This is a genomic window from Terribacillus sp. JSM ZJ617 (genome assembly GCF_044383785.1).
Classification (GTDB): domain Bacteria; phylum Bacillota; class Bacilli; order Bacillales; family Amphibacillaceae; genus Terribacillus.
Genome location: NZ_JBISEQ010000001.1, coordinates 1,023,641 through 1,039,963 on the forward strand (window position 1 = coordinate 1,023,641; position 16,323 = coordinate 1,039,963).

General features: G+C 45.4%; 16 protein-coding genes and 2 riboswitches. Of the genes, 13 read left to right on the forward strand and 3 right to left on the reverse strand.

The annotated features are described in order from the left end of the window. Positions 1-4 precede the first annotated feature (4 nt). The 7 genes from ACH6C1_RS04960 (at position 5) to ACH6C1_RS04990 (ending at position 7,518) form a co-directional block, all read left to right on the forward strand. Positions 5-1,432, forward strand: a complete 1,428-nt coding sequence (locus ACH6C1_RS04960; protein WP_374075121.1) for an aldehyde dehydrogenase family protein — start codon at positions 5-7, stop codon at positions 1,430-1,432. Positions 1,433-1,464: 32 nt separating this feature from the next. Beyond that, on the forward strand, positions 1,465-3,228 hold the full coding sequence (locus tag ACH6C1_RS04965; RefSeq protein WP_374075123.1) for a thiamine pyrophosphate-binding protein: 1,764 nt from the start codon (positions 1,465-1,467) through the stop codon (positions 3,226-3,228). A gap of 17 nt (positions 3,229-3,245) precedes the next feature. Further along, positions 3,246-4,439 (forward strand): CaiB/BaiF CoA transferase family protein, encoded by a 1,194-nt coding sequence (locus tag ACH6C1_RS04970; RefSeq protein ID WP_374075125.1) that lies wholly within the window; start codon positions 3,246-3,248, stop codon positions 4,437-4,439. A 165-nt stretch (positions 4,440-4,604) separates the two neighbouring features. Next, on the forward strand, positions 4,605-5,810 hold the full coding sequence (locus tag ACH6C1_RS04975) for an MFS transporter (RefSeq protein WP_374075127.1): 1,206 nt from the start codon (positions 4,605-4,607) through the stop codon (positions 5,808-5,810). Between the two features lie 89 nt (positions 5,811-5,899). After that, positions 5,900-6,736, forward strand: coding sequence for a manganese catalase (locus ACH6C1_RS04980; RefSeq protein ID WP_374075129.1), 837 nt, complete (start codon positions 5,900-5,902; stop codon positions 6,734-6,736). Between the two features lie 112 nt (positions 6,737-6,848). Further along, positions 6,849-7,133 carry a holin gene (locus ACH6C1_RS04985; protein WP_374075131.1) on the forward strand — a complete coding sequence of 95 codons (285 nt, stop codon included), beginning with the start codon at positions 6,849-6,851 and terminating at the stop codon, positions 7,131-7,133. Between the two features lie 58 nt (positions 7,134-7,191). After that, the gene (locus tag ACH6C1_RS04990; RefSeq protein ID WP_374075133.1) at positions 7,192-7,518 is read left to right on the forward strand and encodes a hypothetical protein; all 327 of its coding nucleotides are present in this window, start codon (positions 7,192-7,194) and stop codon (positions 7,516-7,518) included. 29 nt (positions 7,519-7,547) lie between these two features. Here ACH6C1_RS04990 and ACH6C1_RS04995 read toward each other — a convergent pair whose 3' ends face one another. After that, on the reverse strand, positions 7,548-8,102 hold the full coding sequence (locus tag ACH6C1_RS04995; protein WP_374075135.1) for a GNAT family N-acetyltransferase: 555 nt from the start codon (positions 8,100-8,102) through the stop codon (positions 7,548-7,550). Between the two features lie 138 nt (positions 8,103-8,240). Between ACH6C1_RS04995 and ACH6C1_RS05000 the strand changes: the two genes are divergently transcribed. Together ACH6C1_RS05000 and ACH6C1_RS05005 are read left to right on the forward strand one after the other, a co-directional pair. Then, entirely contained in the window at positions 8,241-8,561 is a 321-nt protein-coding gene (locus ACH6C1_RS05000; RefSeq protein WP_374075137.1) for a hypothetical protein, read from the forward strand. A 26-nt stretch (positions 8,562-8,587) separates the two neighbouring features. Further along, on the forward strand, positions 8,588-8,893 hold the full coding sequence (locus ACH6C1_RS05005) for a hypothetical protein (protein WP_374075139.1): 306 nt from the start codon (positions 8,588-8,590) through the stop codon (positions 8,891-8,893). Between the two features lie 179 nt (positions 8,894-9,072). Here ACH6C1_RS05005 and ACH6C1_RS05010 read toward each other — a convergent pair whose 3' ends face one another. Together ACH6C1_RS05010 and ACH6C1_RS05015 are read right to left on the reverse strand one after the other, a co-directional pair. Beyond that, on the reverse strand, positions 9,073-9,423 hold the full coding sequence (locus ACH6C1_RS05010) for a P-II family nitrogen regulator (protein ID WP_095224419.1): 351 nt from the start codon (positions 9,421-9,423) through the stop codon (positions 9,073-9,075). A gap of 19 nt (positions 9,424-9,442) precedes the next feature. Next, positions 9,443-10,654: an ammonium transporter gene (locus tag ACH6C1_RS05015; protein WP_374075142.1), complete on the reverse strand. Its 1,212-nt coding sequence runs from the start codon at positions 10,652-10,654 to the stop codon at positions 9,443-9,445. A gap of 652 nt (positions 10,655-11,306) precedes the next feature. Continuing rightward, positions 11,307-11,418: riboswitch (SAM riboswitch) on the forward strand. Between the two features lie 75 nt (positions 11,419-11,493). Here ACH6C1_RS05015 and metX point away from each other — a divergent pair. The 4 genes from metX (at position 11,494) to ACH6C1_RS05035 (ending at position 16,312) form a co-directional block, all read left to right on the forward strand. Further along, a complete protein-coding gene (gene metX, locus ACH6C1_RS05020) occupies positions 11,494-12,561 on the forward strand; it encodes a homoserine O-acetyltransferase MetX (protein WP_374075144.1) in 1,068 nt (355 codons plus the stop codon). A 1-nt stretch (position 12,562) separates the two neighbouring features. After that, positions 12,563-12,671, forward strand: a riboswitch (SAM riboswitch). Positions 12,672-12,744: 73 nt separating this feature from the next. Beyond that, the gene (locus ACH6C1_RS05025) at positions 12,745-14,535 is read left to right on the forward strand and encodes a PLP-dependent aspartate aminotransferase family protein (protein ID WP_374075146.1); all 1,791 of its coding nucleotides are present in this window, start codon (positions 12,745-12,747) and stop codon (positions 14,533-14,535) included. Continuing rightward, positions 14,528-15,529 carry an aliphatic sulfonate ABC transporter substrate-binding protein gene (locus tag ACH6C1_RS05030; RefSeq protein ID WP_286160810.1) on the forward strand — a complete coding sequence of 334 codons (1,002 nt, stop codon included), beginning with the start codon at positions 14,528-14,530 and terminating at the stop codon, positions 15,527-15,529. Before ACH6C1_RS05025 ends, ACH6C1_RS05030 begins: the two co-directional genes overlap by 8 nt. A gap of 6 nt (positions 15,530-15,535) precedes the next feature. Then, a complete protein-coding gene (locus ACH6C1_RS05035; protein WP_374075148.1) occupies positions 15,536-16,312 on the forward strand; it encodes an ABC transporter permease in 777 nt (258 codons plus the stop codon). Positions 16,313-16,323 lie beyond the last annotated feature (11 nt).

A 16,323-nucleotide genomic window follows, 5' to 3' on the forward strand; every position in this document is an offset into this window, starting at 1 on the left:
GGGAATGCGAAAGGCCAGACCTTTTGTAAATGGTGTATGGATTGACGATGACCGTGAACATATTCCGGTGCTGGGTCCTTATAAAAATGAACAAGTTGGCTTTCAATTAACAGCAAATAAAACAGAGGTCGAGCTGGCATTGGCATCAGCTGAAAGCAATAAAAAGCAAATTGCGGCTCTTACACAGGCCTTTCGGGCTAAGGTACTGTACCGGGCTGCAGCTTTGTTGGAAGAGCGGAAAGAAGAATTTGCGAATTTAATTGCCAAAGAAGTAGGGAAGGCGCTGAAAAATACGCGAGATGAAGTGGCGCGTTCGATAGAAACATTACAGCTGTCAGCAGAGGAAGCAAAACGGCTTTTCGGCGAGACAATTCCTGGAGGAGCTTCAGAGCGAGGAGCATCCTCCATGGCTTTGACGTTTCGTGTCCCGGTAGGAGTAGTGGCAGCTATAACACCGTTTAACGCGCCGCTCAATTTGATTTGTCATAAAATTGGACCAAGTTTTGCCGCTGGTAATGTCACTGTTCTAAAGCCAGCTCCGCAAGCGCCTTTGATTGCGACTGCACTAGTGGAATTGCTGCTGGAGGCAGGTATGCCTGTGCAGGCAATCCACATGATCTTAGGCGGAAAAGAGATAGGAGAGCAGCTCGTCCAGGATGATCGAGTCAATCTCGTTTCGTTCACAGGAGGGGTTCCAGGTGGCAGGCAAATCAGCAAAACGGCTGGCATGAAAAAGGTACTGCTAGAACTTGGGGGGAATGCGGGAACCATTGTCCATAAAGATGCCAATGTTGAGCGGGCCGCTGCCATTTGTGCAAAAACAGCTTTCAGTAATTCCGGGCAAAGCTGTATTTCCGTCCAGCGTATTTATGTGCATGAACAAATCTTGAACGCATTTGTTGCAGAGCTGGAGCAGCGGACAGCAGAGCTTATTGTTGGGAATCCGGAAGATGAAAACACAGATGTTGGGTGTGTCGTGAATAGACAGACAGCAGAGCGGATCAGTGAATGGATCGACGACGCTGTTGCGGAAGGGGCGGAGCTAATCCATGGCGGGAAGGTGAATGGCGCTTCCATAGTGCCGGCAATTCTGCTTCGTCCGAAAAAGCAAAGTAAAGTTGTCTGCCAGGAAGTGTTCGGACCAGTAGTAAGTGTGCTGCCCTATAACGATTTGGACGACGCAATCAAAGAAGTGAATGATTCGGATTTTGGTCTGCAAAGTGGCATTTTTTCTAATTCACTGGAAGTGATCCGTAAAGCGGTTAAAGAACTGGAGGTCGGCGGTGTCATCGTCAATGGATCATCAAATTTCCGCTTGGATCATTGGCCATATGGCGGTATTAAAAACAGCGGTATCGGCAGGGAAGGTCCTCGATTCGCTGCAGAAGAGATGACAGAAATGAAGATGGTCGTACTTCAGGATTTGCTGTAAGCAAACACGAAGAGCTAGGAGGATACCTTATCATGAAAAAGTTAGTTTCGGAGCAGTTAGTCAAATACCTGGAATCTCGTGGTGTGAAACATATTTTCGGACTATGCGGTCACACCAACATCGCCGTGTTGGCGGAATTAGAAAAAAGCACTATTAAGTTCATTAATGTACGCCATGAGCAAATTGCGTCACACGCAGCAGACGGATATGCACGAGTGACAAAGAAGGCTGCAGTAGTGCTGAGTCACTTAGGGCCAGGTTTAACGAATGCAGCAACTGGAGTTGCCAATGCTGCTTTAGATTCTACTCCGATGGTCGTAATCGCAGGCGATGTGCCAAGTTATTATTATGGAAAACATCCGCACCAGGAAGTGAATATGCATGCTGACGGCGCACAATATGAAATCTATCGTCCGTTTGTAAAGCGAGCATGGCGTGTTGATCAGGCGGAGCTGTTTCCGGAAATCCTTCAAAAGGCATTCCAGCTGGCGGAAAGCGGACGCCCCGGCCCTGTTCTTATATCCGTCCCGATGGATATATTCTCGAAGAAAATAGACGAAGACAGCTTCAAGCTGCTACAGCACCATACCCGGGTAGTGGAAAAACCATCAATAGATGAAGAAACAGCAGCACGCATTGTAGGGAAATTAGCTGATGCGAAGCGCCCGGTACTGTATGCCGGAGGCGGTGTGGTGCTGGCCGATGCAGCGGAGGAGCTGCGGGAATTTGTGGAGCATATGAACATACCGGTAGCCCATTCGCTGATGGGAAAAGGGGTTCTGCCTGACGATCATGAACTGACGCTTGGCATGACTGGCTTCTGGGGAACAAGCTTCATTAACGAGCAAACAAAAAATGCCGATTATATTTTCGGGGCAGGCACTCGTTTTTCAGAAGCAGATTCAAGCAGCTGGTATGATGAAGTAACCTTCCACTTTCCAAAAACCAAATTGATTCACATCGATATTGATTCGAATGAGATCGGTCGTAACTATCCGGTTGAGATTGGGGCGGTTGCTGATCTGAAAAAGGCGTTCATTGCACTGAATAGGGTAGCACGTCGTTTATATCCAGACGGCATAGACCGTAATCAGCAACTAAAAGAAGAAATCATAGCCTATCGCAAATCATTACGCGAGCGCATTTCCAAAAATGTGCACAGCACATCCTTCCCGATGAAACCAGAGCGTATATTGGCTGAGGTTCGTGATGTTCTGCCGCGGGATGCCTATCTTACAACAGACGTTGGCTGGAATAAAAACGGTGTAGGACAGCAGTTTCCTATATACACACCAGGTTCCATTTTGACACCTGGCGGCTTTGCAACGATGGGGTTCGGCAGTTCAGCAGCTCTCGGAGCAAAGATAGCTGCTCCCGAAAAGGTAGTCGTTTCATTGATAGGCGATGGTGGATTCGGACAAAATCCTTCTGTCTTGGCCACAGCAAAAGAAGAAAACATCCCGGTTGTTTGGGTTGTCATGAATAATAGCGCCTTTGGTACAATTGCGGGATTGGAAATGGCGCATTATGACACTACTTACGGAACGAGATTCCAGATAGGTGGTACTAGTTACTCGCCTGACTTCGCTGCAATTGCGAATGGATATGGCATAAAGGGCATCAAAATTGAAAATGCGGAACAATTCAAAGGGGCATTAAAAGAAGCGATTGCAGCAAATGAACCTGTTGTCATTGATGTAGCAATGAAAAACGAACCGGTGCCTACTGATGGAAAATGGAATATAAATGATATTTATTCACCTGATCAAGCTAAATCACATGTAAGCATTCCTTGAGAAAGGAGGGAAGAAATATGCCAACACCTTTGGAAGGTATAAAAGTACTGGATGTTTCCACAATGATTGCAGCACCGTTCGGAACGGCATTGCTGGGAGATTTTGGTGCGGAAGTTACCAAGGTCGAAATCCCAGGGCGAGGAGATACATCAAGAAGTGTTGGACCTTTTAAAGGAGATGAGCCGCTGCGGTGGCCCGGTCTGTCACGTAATAAAAAATCGCTGACGCTTGATCTGCATAAAACAGCGGGCGTGGAAATCATGAAAAAGCTTGCAGCGAAACATGATATCTTAGTGGAAAATTTTCGCCCTGGAACATTGGAAAAATGGGGTGTAGGATATGATGTGCTAAAAGAAATCAATCCAAATTTAATCATGATTCGTGTGTCAGGTTATGGCCAAACAGGACCATTCCGCGAAAAAGCCGGCTTTGGCACTCCTGCGACAGCGTTCAGCGGTTATACGTATCTACAGGGGTTCACCGATCGTCATCCGGTAAGTCCGCCATTTTCGCTGACGGATTATATATGCGGGATTTATGTCGCCTTTGCGGCTGTGACTGCTATCTATCACCGAGATACAAATGAAGCGGGCACGGGACAGATGATAGACGTTGCGCTTTATGAATCAGTCTTTCGGATGATGGAATTTCTCATAGCTGAATATGATCAGCTCGGTAAAATACGGGAACGTTCGCCTGGGTTAGCTGGACATTCCTCTCCCTCAGGGACCTTTAAAACGAAGGATGACCATTGGGTCGTGCTTGTTACGAGCACTGATACGACCTTCAATCGACTGGCAGCAGCCATGGATCGTACAGATTTGCTGTCCGACACGCGTTATCATACCAATGCATGCCGGCTGGAAAACAATGATAGTATGAATCAAATTGTCGCAGAATGGATTGGTAAGCATCCACGTGAAGTGTTATTGAAGAAGCTGGATGACCACGGGGTGCCAATCAGCCCGGTTCTGAGCATCGCTGATATCTTTGAAAATGAACACTATCAAGCTCGCGAAAACATTGTCGAAGTGAAGCATCCGAGACTGGGGAAAATCAAAATACCTGGGATTGTTCCTAAATTTGAAAAGACACCAGGCAGCATTCGATCAGTTGCACCTGATTTGGGCGAGAATAATGAAGAGATATTACAGAGCTTAGGTTATTCCCATGAAGAAATAAAAGCACTGAAGCAAAACGAAGTTATTTAAAGCAGCAAGGTTCAGGCATTTTGCCAGCCTTGCTTTTTTCCTGTCCGGAATCTGCAAGGAGCTGCTTTACAAAGTAAAGGAAACAATTATAATGAGGATAGATTAATTAACTTAACTTAACTTTTTGGTTCTTGTACAGTATTGCAGCAAAAGGAGAATGATTATTTGAAGAAGCCAATAAAAGAACAAAAATCCGTATTAATTATATTATTAAGCAATTTATTCATCGCTTTTTTAGGGATGGGACTTATCATTCCTGTGATGCCGTCATTCATGGAGATTATGCACTTATCAGGCAAGACGATGGGTTATCTTGTTGCTGCATTCGCAGGGGCGCAATTGATCATGTCGCCATTTGCAGGCCGCTGGGTGGACCGATACGGCAGAAAGAAACTCATTACAGCAGGTTTGTTTCTTTTCGCTGTTTCTGAGTTGATTTTTGGCTTGGCGACACATGTCTCTTTACTCTATCTATCAAGGATATTAGGCGGCATCAGTGCTTCCTTTATTATGCCTGGTGTCACAGCATATGTAGCTGACATCACGACGAATAAAGAACGGCCGAAAGCGATGGGATACATATCGGCTGCAATTAGTACAGGATTCATAATTGGGCCTGGACTTGGCGGATATATTGCCGAATATGGCATTCGAACGCCTTTCTACGTTGCTGCGATTATAGCATTCCTAGCATGCTTTTTATCTATTTTCATATTGAAAGAGCCTCTGACGAAGGAGCAGCTTGCTGAGATTGCTGACAGTAAAAAGGGAACTAGTTTCCTGGGTGACTTGAGAAGATCATTGAACCCGGTTTACTTTATTGCGTTTTTCATTGTATTTGTGCTCGCATTTGGTTTGTCAGCTTATGAAACTGTATTCAGTTTGTTTTCAGACCATAAGTTCGGCTTCGATCCAAAAGACATCGCATTAATTATTACGGTGAGTTCTATCTTCGGCGTGATCGTGCAGGTCCTGCTGTTTGGGAAGATGGTAGATGTCATGGGTGAGAAGAAGCTGATACAGCTATGCTTGATAATCGGTGGTGTTTTAGCTGTTGTATCTACGGTAATATCCAGTTTCTTATTAGTACTCGCTGTAACTTGCTTTATCTTTCTTGCCTTCGATTTGCTGCGACCAGCTCTGACAACGTTTTTATCCCGAACAGCTGGCAAGGAGCAAGGTTTTGTTGCTGGAATGAATTCAACATATACAAGTCTGGGTAATATCGTCGGGCCTGCACTAGGCGGAATATTATTTGATATAAACATCCACTATCCTTATCTATTTTCAGCAGTGATTTTGATTATCGGTTTGGCTATTACATTCTTTTGGAAAGGCAATAACCAGCAGGAATCCATATCGGAAAATTAATGGTAGAGTATACAGCGGGTTTATACATACTTTCGTCCAAACACTCATATAATCCTGTGTTGGATAAAAACGAAAGAGGTGGGCAGCGCATGTTTTATCACATCAAAGAATTGCAATATCACGCGAAACCATCAAAGCCGGATCCGGTTTTTGCCAGGCAGCTGCAGGAAGTATTAGGCGGACAATTCGGTGAAATTAGTGTTATGATGCAGTATCTCACTCAGGGCTGGAACACGAGGGCGGATGACAAATATCGAGATTTGCTATTTGACACTGGAACGGAAGAGATAGCACATGTTGAAATGCTTGCCACTATGATTGCCAGGCTCCTTGACGATGCACCTTTTGAGGACCAAAAAAATGCGTATGACCAAGATCCTGTTATAGCTGCTGTCATGGGTGGTACAAATCCGCAGCATGCAATTGTGTCAGGTCTAGGGGCATTGCCAGCGGATGCGGCTGGTTACCCATGGAACGCTAAATATATTATTGCGAGCGGAAATTTACTAGCAGATTTCCGGGCAAATCTTAATGCTGAATCTCAAGGGCGGCTTCAAGTAACACGTCTGTACGGAATGACGGATGATCCAGGAGTTCGCGATATGCTGTCCTTCCTTATTGCCCGCGATACCATGCATCAAAATCAATGGGTTGCTGCTATTAAGGAATTGGAAGAAAGAGAAGGGGACATTGTTGTTCCTACTACTTTCCCTAGGCGTTTGGAAAAAGAAGAAGTGGCGTATACCTTATTTAACTTCTCCAGAGGGGATGCAAGCTCCAAAGGGCGTTGGGCAAGCGGACCTAGTATGGACGGCAGAGGTCAGTTTAATTATGTGGCAGAGCCGCAGCCGTTTGCCGGAGCTCCGAAGCTGAAACCAGCACCGTTCCTCTATCATGATACGATGCCACCGAAATCTTTGATGTAGTAAAATGTTAGACGTACAGGCGGAGCTTGTACGTCTTTATTTATTAGGTTAATATCAAATGCACGTTTCTTCTTGTCCGCATAGTATGCAGTACAAGAGGGAGGTGTGACATATGGAACCGATTCAAAACGAAATAATGTATCAAGTGCTTGTATTTGCGACGATCCTCACTCCGATTGTGACTGCATTGATGGAACTGCTGAAGAGGAGCCTTCCCCGAATGAAACCCTATCATGCACTTCTAAGTCTCATTGTCGGTGCTTTGTTAGGTGCTGCAGCATATCCATTTACAGACTTTGAACTCACAGCCAGGCTTTGGGCAGGCGGTATTGCCGGCCTGGCAAGTGCTGGTTTGTATAATACGTTCTCTTCCAGAAAACATCCACCAGACAAATAGTTTAAACAAGGAACAAATAGGCTAAGGAATAGTAAAAGTTGTAATGGAGGTTTTACTCATGAAAAAACTATTCTTAGCACTTCCTCTTTTGTTAATATTCCTAACTGCCTGTGGATCGCAGTATGATCCCGAAATCGAACAGGTAATCGAATTAGAGAACGAACATCTAGCCGATCTAGGAGATGATGTGAATCTGACTCGTGATACTTCTGATCTTTATATATATGCTGACGGCGGGTATGTGGAAATTCGTTATGATAATGCTGCTGGAGATGAGCAGCAAGCAGTATATGAAGAAACAGGTACAGATACGTATGAGCGGCACGATGGAATGCCTGAAGAAGCAGAGAACCTGACGAGGGAATATGAAGAAGAAAATAGATAAAGAGTTCGGCGGGCTTCAGCAGAAGCCCGTCATTTTTGTGCAGAATGGATAAAAACGAGATGGTCTGTCCATTGCCCATTTTCAAAAATAAAGCCTTTGCGGATACATTCAAAATGCATGCCGACGCTTTTGGCAAGAGCTATCGATTGCGGATTATCCAGATTGATATGTGCCTCGACCCGTTGATAGTGAAGCTGACAGACAGCAACATCAAGTGCCAAACGAACTGCTGTTTTACCATAGCCTTTACCCCAGTATTGATTATGGATTGTATAGCCGATTCTTCCCCATTGAAAATCATCACGCGCTAATGTAGAGAAATCGATCATACCAAGATGTGCGCCATCTGTTTCTCGGAATACAGCAAAAACATACACTTTGTCTTCTGCGGCGAGCTGCTGATGCTTGTCTACTAAATCGGAAAACCAAGAGTCGGTACAATCTGTCATGTCGAGCAGTCCCGGATCGTGGGTATGCTGAGACAGCTTACGTCTGCTGAATCCACTGAACCATTTGGTATAATCTTCCTTACATAACGGCCGCACTATAATCCCATCTGCATGCGTATGATAATCGAAATTCATCGGGGACACCCCTTCCTTTTCCTCTACTATATCACCAAATTCCATGTTTGCCCCTGAACAGTTTGACCATACATAAACGGTTCAAGCTGCATAGTTTATAACTGTAAGCTGATTACAAACTTAAAGGAGGAATCACTAATGGGTGATAGATGGGAAAAAAAGAACAAATATGAAGGGAGCAACCAAGAGATGAGCTACCACAAACATGACAGAGAACATGATGAAGAAGAATTCGACGTAGAATCCGAAAGCGCAGCTAAAAACAAATCCAAAAACCACAATGAAGCAAAAGTTGTTAAAAGCGGTAACTCCTACGTTTGGGTTAAAACAAAAGCAGACGCAGAAGTTGAAGAGGACATTGAAGTAGATTTTGAAGATGATGATGACGATGATAACGGCCATGGTCATCATGGCGGCAAAGGCAAGAAAAGACGTAGACATAAAAGAAGACCTTGCTAATTAATCGTTAAGAAAGGAGAAGAACAATGAGTAATCTAAGAAAATATCAAAACCCGTTTTCAACCAGCAGAAACGATAACAATTATCTTTCAACTAGTAGAAACGATAACAATTCCCAAGTTGCCCATAGCGGTAACTCAGATGTTGATGTTATTGTAGAAGTGAATACAATGCCGATTGCTTATGCTATGCTTTGTTCCCTTTACGCAACAAAACAGTTATCTTTAAATGAATTCGAAGATGCTATCAAGAATTTGAAAAGCCTTGTAGATGAAGATCGCAGCAACAATGGTAATGACCCGAATACAGCTAAAATCTATCAAATAGAATAGTGCTATAGAGTAGCTCTCCTGCTTGCCTCAAGCAGGATTGCTATTACAGATTTCTGCTTATAATATGTTCACAGATGTCCTAATGGTAATTGTCAGCTCATGTTCTTCTCATGGCCAGCCTGATGAAGGCTGGCTTTTTTACATAGAGAAAAGCGCCCCCAAAAAGGGAGCGCCGATTATTACAAGGCAGCCGGACCTTGTTTTCCTGTATTGATATCAATTGTTTGCTGGATTGGATAGACGAATATCTTTCCGTCACCTGCTTTACCAGTATGGAGTGCGCTTTTGGCGGCTTTGATAACGTCATCGACTGGAACTGCACTGACGACGATTTCCACTTTTAGTCGATCAAATACATTCTGTACTTTCTTGACGCCCCGGTATAACTCCGTATAGCCTTCTTCCAAACCGCAGCCTTGCACATGGGAGAAAGTCATGCCAGATACTCCGATTTCAGCCATTTTCATTTTGAAAGCTTCAAGATCCGCTGAATTCCTAGTGATAATCTCAACCTTGAACATGTCACTCATATACCGTTCCTCCTTTTAATTAGTCCTGGTAAGCACGCTCGCCATGCATCGTGAGATCCAAGCCTTTTGCTTCTTCTTCGTCAGTAGCACGTGCTTTGAAGATAAGGTTGACGATTGTGATCAGGATGAATGTCACCACGCCGACAAAGGCAAATGTCGCGATGATGGCAACCACCTGTCTCCATAATAGATCAATACCGCCACCATAGAAAAGACCGTTGTGCTCCACTATTGCGTTAATGGAGTCGCTAGCGAACAAACCAGTTGCGATGCCGCCCCACGTACCGCCTACTGCATGCAGGCCGAAAGCATCCAGTGCGTCATCATAACCAAGCTTCTGTTTCAGCCAGCCGACACCCCAGAAGCAGACAAGGCCGCCGATGAAGCCTATCGGAATACTGGCAATCGGGGAAACGAAACCAGCAGCCGGAGTAATAGCTACAAGACCAGCAATTGCACCGGATACAGCTCCCAGCAGTGTCGGCTTTTTGTTGACGACCCATTCAATGATCATCCAGCCTAGTACACCAGCGGCAGCAGCAGTATTTGTATTGATGAAAGCATACATGGCTACATCATCGAAAGCAAGCTCACTGCCGACGTTGAAGCCAAACCAGCCAAACCAGAGCAAAGCGCCGCCGATCAAGGTGAAAATCAGGTTATGCGGTGCAGTTGAACCAGCATTTTTCCGTTTGCCGATGACGATGGCAACAACCAAGCCTGCAAGACCGGAGGAAATGTGGACAACGTTTCCGCCTGCGAAATCGAGTGCGCCCATTTCAGCGATCCAGCCGCCGCCCCATACCCAGTGTGCAAGCGGGGAGTACACGAAGAGTACCCATAGAACTGTAAAAAGAATGAATGCTGGGAAACGAATACGTTCTGCATAAGCTCCAGACACAATTGCAGTTGTCAGAATCGCGAATGTCATTTGGAACATCATGAATAAGTTGAATGGAATGGTGTGTCCTTCAGCTGGTTCGAAACCAACATTATTCAATCCGAAGAAGTCTAATCCTCCAATAATTCCGTTACCTGGTGAGAATGCCAGGGAAAAGCCGATGATAATCCAGATAATCGATACGATTGCCATAGTTGTGAAACTGTGCATTGCTGTGCTCAGCACGTTCTTGCTTCTTACCAACCCGCCGTAGAAGAGTGCGAGTGCTGGTGTCATCAACCATACTAAGACAGTTGCGACAAACATGAATACCGTATTAGCCATATCCATTTTCTCTACCCCCTGTGTGTATCTGTATTGTTTGAAAATTTAAATCTTTTCTCATTATAAGTGCCAGACAAAAAAATGTAACAAACTTGTGAGGTTATCTTACGTGAATATTTCTGACCAAAACGTGTAAGTGTTTTCAGTACTTTTGTCATAAAGCGTTACTTAAAATAGGACTGCATCTAAGAAAGATGGGAAATTTAGGGTGGTTTGTGCAGGTTGCTAGCGGGAATAGATAGTCAGCTGCGGAGAAGTGCTACATCGGGAGTTTGACAATAATTGTAAAGCATGATAAGATAGTTAACGTCTTCGATGTTTAAGTAACTTTATCGAAGATCATTGGCATTCTGCTATAGTTTTAATCAGAAGTACTTATTCAGACTGGAGCGGCCTAGGAGCCGTGAGGATGCAATAGAGGTAGGGATTGCATCGTTTAAGTGTAAACTACCATGTGGAACAAGTACCGCGGCAGGAGGATGTATTAGGTATCCTCTACTTACAATAGAAAAGTTACATTTTAGCCCCGCATTGGCATTAGCTGATGCGGGGCGTCCAAATTTCCAGGGATATTTATAGCGTAAATGGAAATTTCAGAATTTATAGTTGACTCATAAAATAACACATGCTACAATCCTGTTAACAAATAAATAGCAAGCTCTTATCAAGAGAGGCGGAGGGACTGGCCCGACGATGCCCGGCAACCTGCAAGCAGCAATGCTTATAAGGTGCTAATTCCTGAAAGTGCGTATGCACTTTAGAGATGAGAGAGACAAGTCGGTACATATTGCCACCCTGTCCTCTCAGGGTGGCTTTTTTATTTGAGGGGAGGAAGCGTACGGAACATGGAGTCACAACAGTCATACCAAACCGGCAAACTTCTCATCGGGGATTTTGAGCTTGAATCTGGTCATATCCTTTCAAAGGTAGAGGTTGCTTATGAAAAAAGCGGTCCTGAATCGGGAGAAACGGTGCTGGTCTGCCATGCTCTGACAGGAGATCAGTTTGCGGCCGGCACTAGTGCAGATCCAGGCTGGTGGAGCGGATTGCTGCAGCCCGGAGGTTTTATCGACACCGACCGGTATCAGATAATAACATTCAATGTGCTTGGCGGATGCAACGGTACAACAAGTGCCTTATCAATAGATCCAAATTCGGGAGAGAGGTACGCATCGGCATTTCCAGCTATCACGATTCGTGACATGGTTTCGGTTCAGCGCATTGCGTTGGGGAAGCTAGGAATCTCTCATTTGAGGGCTGTGATCGGCGGATCATTAGGAGGGATGCAAGTGCTGGAGTGGGGCGTCATGTACCCGGATTTTATGGATGTACTAATCCCCCTTGCAGCAACTCCTTTTGTGAGTGACTATGCGATTGCCTATAATCACTTGGCCAAGACAGCTATCACATCTGATCCGAATTGGAACAATGGTAATTACACAGCAGACAAATTACCTGCAGCAGGTCTTGGACTTGCACGGATGGTAGGAATGCTTACTTACCGTTCTGATCATCAATATAATGAGCGCTTCCGACGCGCTGCATCCCAAAGGGACGATGCAGCATACGAGGTGGAATCATACTTGAACTACCAAGGAGAGAAGCTCGTCAATCGCTTTGATGCCAACTGTTACATGACATTACTGGAGGCTATGAACAGCCATGATATCGGAAGGGGAAGAGGTGGCTGGCAGTCTGCTGCCCAAAGAATAAAAGCGATTGTACTGTCGTTCGGCTTCTCGAGGGATCTGCTGTTCCCTCCGGAAGAGATTAGCCGCTTTGCGGCGGAAGTTCCGGGTGCGCGCCATGTAGATGTAACAACAATCTATGGACATGATGGCTTTCTGCTTGAATTTGAGAAGTGGGGACATCATATCCGCCAGTTGCTTCAGCAACCTATAAAAATTTCATAATAGCTTATCAAGAGAGGCGGAGGGACTGGTCCGATGATGCCCGGCAACCTGCAAGCAGCAATGCTTGGAAGGTGCTACTTCCAGCAAACAAAGAGTTTGAGAGATAAGAAGTTCCATGCTTATGCAGCAGCTTCTTACCAGAAGCTGCTTTTTTCATCTATATATAATTGGAGGAATGACAAAATGACAGATCAAGTTTATAAAGCAGAGACATTAGCATTACACGGCGGGCAAGCACCAGATCCGACAACAGGTTCAAGAGCGGTGCCGCTTTATCAAACAACTTCTTACCTTTTCCATGATACAGATCATGCAGAGCGCCTATTCGCCTTGGATGAGCCTGGTAACATATATTCCCGTATTGGTAATCCGACGGTTGACGTATTGGAAAAACGGATAGCATTGCTGGAAGACGGCGTTGCAGCAGTCGGTGTCGCGTCTGGTATGGCAGCAATCAGCTACAGCATTCTCAATTTGGCAGGCGCTGGAGACGAAATCGTAGCAGCGACCAATCTCTATGGCGGAACGTACAATCTTTTCCAGACGACACTGCCACGCTACGGAATCAATGTTAAATTCGTCGATCCGACTGATCCGGAAGCTTTCCGCGCAGCAATTACAGACAAAACGAAGGCTGTTTTTGCTGAAATCATCGGGAATCCGAGTCTGCATGTACTAGACGTGGAAGCAGTAGCGGCAGTGGCTCACGATGCTGGTATTCCTTTAATCGTCGACAGTACATTTGCTACACCGATTTTGAGCAAACCGATTACGCTTGGTGCTGATATTGTTGTCCATAGTGCGACAAAGTGGATTGGCGGTCATGGTACTTCTATAGGAGGGTTGATTGTAGATGGAGGCAGGTTTGATTGGAATTCACCGAAATTTCCGACATTTACAGAACCTGATCCAAGCTACAACGGCATCCGCTATGCATTTGATTTTGGCACACTCGCTTTCAGCACGAAATTGCGTGTGCAATTGCTCCGCGATTTAGGTGCTGCGCTAAGCCCGTTTAATGCATGGCAGCTTATTCAGGGGCTGGAAACGTTGCACCTGCGCGTTGAACGCCATGTCCAAAATGCAGAAAAGCTTGCGACCTACCTGGAACAGCATCCGGCAATTGATTGGGTTGCTTACCCTGGGCTCAGCAGCCATCCATCGTATGAAATAGGTAAGAGAGTGCTTCCGAACGGTACTGGTTCGATTGTCAACTTTGGTATCAAAGGCGGCAGAAAAGCTGGTGCTACTTTGATCAACAATGTTGCGCTATGGTCACACGTTGCCAATGTCGGGGATGCCAAATCATTGATTATTCATCCTGCGTCAACAACACATCTACAGCTGGATGCGGAAGGACTCGCTGCTACAGGAGTAAAAGAAGAATTGGTACGTCTATCTGTTGGAATCGAGTCAGTAGATGATCTAATCCACGATTTAGACCGTGCCTTGGAAAAAGCGACGGGAATCCGTTCTGAGTCAAGGAAAATCGTCATCAATGATGAAGCCGTCATCCGGGAAGCACTCGGCAGTGCGACAGATGCGACAGGACGTCAGAAAACTATTGCAGTAGTGGGCTTGAGCAGTAAGGAACAGCGTCCAAGTAATCGTTTGGCACGGAAGATGCAGCGACTCGGATACAAAATCATCCCTGTTAATCCTGCCGAAACGAGTGTATTGGGAGAAAAAGCTTATCCTGATTTGACAAGTGTACCGGAGAAAATCGATATCGCTCAGATTTTCCGCAGTCCTGAAGCAGCTGTAGAACTCGCTAAAGAAGCGGCGGAAGTTCGTCCGGAAATCTTCTGGCTCCAAGAAGGTGTCGTTTCGCAGGAAGCCGCAGCTATTGCAAGAGAAGCAGGATTGGAAGTCGTTCACAATCGCTGCACATACAAAGAAGCACAACGCTTGCGCGGTTCGATCAGCACGTATGCCTGTGAACTGGATAATAAAGGAGTAACGATTGATGAATAAGATTCCCCTTATAGATAAAAGAAGTTTACTAGCTTTACTTAGTTTAGTTGTCATCGTCTTTCTGGCAGCTTGCGGAAACTCCAGCAGTGCATCAGGTGAACTAAAACAAATTCGCTTGGATTATGCCTACTACTCCCCAGCAAGTCTGGTGATAAAGAATAAAGGATGGGCAGAAGAAGCATTCAAGGATTCTGACATCGAAGTAACTTGGACACTCAGCCAAGGATCTAATAAGGCACTGGAATTTTTGAACAGTAACAGCGTTGATTTCGGATCTACAGCAGGAAGTGCCGCCTTGCTTGCCAAGGCGAATGGCAATCCGATTCAAGGTATATATCTGGCATCAAAACCAGAATGGACAGCATTGGTTGCTGCTAAGGACAGCGATATCCAAGAACCGGCAGATTTGAAAGGGAAGAAAGTCGCCGCAACTGTCGGGACTGATCCTTATATTTTCCTTCAGCGTTCTTTGCAGGAAGCTGGTTTGGACGAACAGGATGTTCAAATTGTAAATCTGCAGCATGCAGACGGAGCTAGCGCTCTACTGTCAGGTGATGTAGATGCATGGGCAGGACTTGACCCGCATATGGCGAAGCTTGAATTGGAAAATGACGCCCAGCTTTTCTATCGTAACGAAGATTTCAACACATATAATTTCCTGAATGTTCGGGAAGAATTTGCTGAAAATCATCCTGAAGAAGTGAAGGAAGTCTTGAAGCTTTATGACAAAGCAAGAGCATGGATCGAAGAGAATCCGGAAGAGACAGCTGAGATTGTTGCCAAAGAGGCGGGAATCAGCCAGGAAGTTGCTGCAAAACAGCTGGAACGGAATGATTTCTCGGAATCTGTACCAGGTGATACACAGCGGGAGATTCTGAATCAGTCAGGCGCTGTACTGGAAAAGGCGAATCTATGGAAAGGCAACAAAGATGTAGCGGAAACGGTTGATTCGTATATCGAACCGAAATTCGCACAAGAACTTGGAGAGGAATGATGATTTATGTGGAAGAAATTAAGAACACATCCTGTACTGCTCGGTTCCCTGCTGCCGATTGTTTTGCTGGCAGCATGGGAGATTCTGAGCAGAGCAGGAGTCATTCCTGCCTATCAGCTTCCCGCGCCTAGTGCCATTTTGTCGACTATCATTACATACTTGCAGGATGGTACGCTGCAGGATCATGTATTACTTACTGTTTACCGGCTGTTTGTCGGTTTCATCATCGGAACTATCGTAGCAATTCTATTAGGAACACTTGTCGGCTATTCTGAGCTTGCGGAAAGATTTTTCGATCCGCTGATCCAAGCATTCCGGAGCATCCCATCACTGGCCTGGGTTCCATTATTCATCCTTTGGATGGGTATTGGAGAAACATCGAAAGTTACATTGATTGCAGTCGGTGTGTTCTTCCCTGTTTATTTGAATATCGTTGATGGTATTCGCGGAGTGGATCGAAAACTGATTGAAGTAGGCAGAATGTACGGCCTTGATGGAGTAGCGCTTGTAAGAAGAATCATTCTTCCGGCGTCCCTGCCGTCTTTCCTAACCGGTTTACGAAGCGGTCTTGGATTAGGCTGGATGTTCGTTGTAGCAGCAGAGATTATGGGTGCCAGCCAAGGGCTTGGTTATTTGCTTATTTTAGGGCAGAACACATACGCTCCCGATGTGATCATCGCCAGCATTTTCTTGTTTGCACTGCTTGGTAAATTGACGGATTGGGTACTGAAGCTTATTCAGAAGCGATCGCTTCATTGGCAGGATACAGCATTAGCGAAATGAGGGGGGATCAG

What these genes read in the sequence shown, in the direction of transcription:
- ACH6C1_RS04960 (WP_374075121.1), top strand. Translation starts at nt 5, where the DNA reads ATGCGAAAGGCCAGACCTTTTGTAAATGGTGTATGGATTGACGATGAC.
- ACH6C1_RS04965 (WP_374075123.1), top strand. Translation starts at nt 1,465, where the DNA reads ATGAAAAAGTTAGTTTCGGAGCAGTTAGTCAAATACCTGGAATCTCGT.
- ACH6C1_RS04970 (WP_374075125.1), top strand. Translation starts at nt 3,246, where the DNA reads ATGCCAACACCTTTGGAAGGTATAAAAGTACTGGATGTTTCCACAATG.
- ACH6C1_RS04980 (WP_374075129.1), top strand. Translation starts at nt 5,900, where the DNA reads ATGTTTTATCACATCAAAGAATTGCAATATCACGCGAAACCATCAAAG.
- ACH6C1_RS04985 (WP_374075131.1), top strand. Translation starts at nt 6,849, where the DNA reads ATGGAACCGATTCAAAACGAAATAATGTATCAAGTGCTTGTATTTGCG.
- ACH6C1_RS04990 (WP_374075133.1), top strand. Translation starts at nt 7,192, where the DNA reads ATGAAAAAACTATTCTTAGCACTTCCTCTTTTGTTAATATTCCTAACT.
- ACH6C1_RS04995 (WP_374075135.1), bottom strand. Translation starts at nt 8,102, where the DNA reads ATGAATTTCGATTATCATACGCATGCAGATGGGATTATAGTGCGGCCG.
- ACH6C1_RS05000 (WP_374075137.1), top strand. Translation starts at nt 8,241, where the DNA reads ATGGGTGATAGATGGGAAAAAAAGAACAAATATGAAGGGAGCAACCAA.
- ACH6C1_RS05005 (WP_374075139.1), top strand. Translation starts at nt 8,588, where the DNA reads ATGAGTAATCTAAGAAAATATCAAAACCCGTTTTCAACCAGCAGAAAC.
- ACH6C1_RS05010 (WP_095224419.1), bottom strand. Translation starts at nt 9,423, where the DNA reads ATGAGTGACATGTTCAAGGTTGAGATTATCACTAGGAATTCAGCGGAT.
- ACH6C1_RS05015 (WP_374075142.1), bottom strand. Translation starts at nt 10,654, where the DNA reads ATGGATATGGCTAATACGGTATTCATGTTTGTCGCAACTGTCTTAGTA.
- metX (WP_374075144.1), top strand. Translation starts at nt 11,494, where the DNA reads ATGGAGTCACAACAGTCATACCAAACCGGCAAACTTCTCATCGGGGAT.
- ACH6C1_RS05025 (WP_374075146.1), top strand. Translation starts at nt 12,745, where the DNA reads ATGACAGATCAAGTTTATAAAGCAGAGACATTAGCATTACACGGCGGG.
- ACH6C1_RS05030 (WP_286160810.1), top strand. Translation starts at nt 14,528, where the DNA reads ATGAATAAGATTCCCCTTATAGATAAAAGAAGTTTACTAGCTTTACTT.
- ACH6C1_RS05035 (WP_374075148.1), top strand. Translation starts at nt 15,536, where the DNA reads ATGTGGAAGAAATTAAGAACACATCCTGTACTGCTCGGTTCCCTGCTG.